Here is a 479-nt window from a genome sequence, read left to right as displayed (position 1 = left end):
CCCCGGCACCGCGCGCCTCGCATTCGCGCACGCGGATTGGTCGGGGTATTCGGTGTTCGAAGAGGCCTTCACGCGCGGGCACGCGGCGGGCATGGCGGCCGCTGCCTGAGCGGCCCCGGCGCGCCGGCCGGCGCGGGCGGAAGGCGACGGACCGGGGGCCGTCGATCGATCCATGACCCTGCATGCGGTACGGGATTGCCGTCTGCATGTGCAATTCGATATGAATTCGATATATCTTATCTATATAGATATATCGGAATTCACCATGAAAGACATCGAATTGCTCGACCCCCGCGGCGCACCGGCCGGGCCCCGGCGCGGGGGTGGCCGCGTGTTCGGGCACGGCGGCCTGCGCCTCGTGCTGCTGCGGCTGATCGCCGACCGGCCCCGGCACGGGTATGAACTCATCAAGGCGATCGAGGAGCGCCTGGGCGGCAGCTACAGCCCGAGCCCGGGCGTGATCTACCCGACCCTCACAC

1 protein-coding gene is annotated in these 479 nt (G+C 68.3%); it reads left to right on the top strand.

Going from position 1 to position 479, the window contains the following annotated elements; all coding sequences use genetic code 11:
• Window positions 1-265 precede the first annotated feature (265 nt).
• On the top strand, window positions 266-479 hold a 214-nt coding region (locus E4T88_RS18870), incomplete at its 3' end, for a PadR family transcriptional regulator (protein WP_185146758.1).

The sequence above is a fragment of the Dysgonomonas mossii genome (assembly GCF_004569505.1).
Lineage (GTDB): Bacteria > Bacteroidota > Bacteroidia > Bacteroidales > Dysgonomonadaceae > Dysgonomonas.
This window is presented reverse-complemented; position numbering and strand designations above follow the sequence as displayed.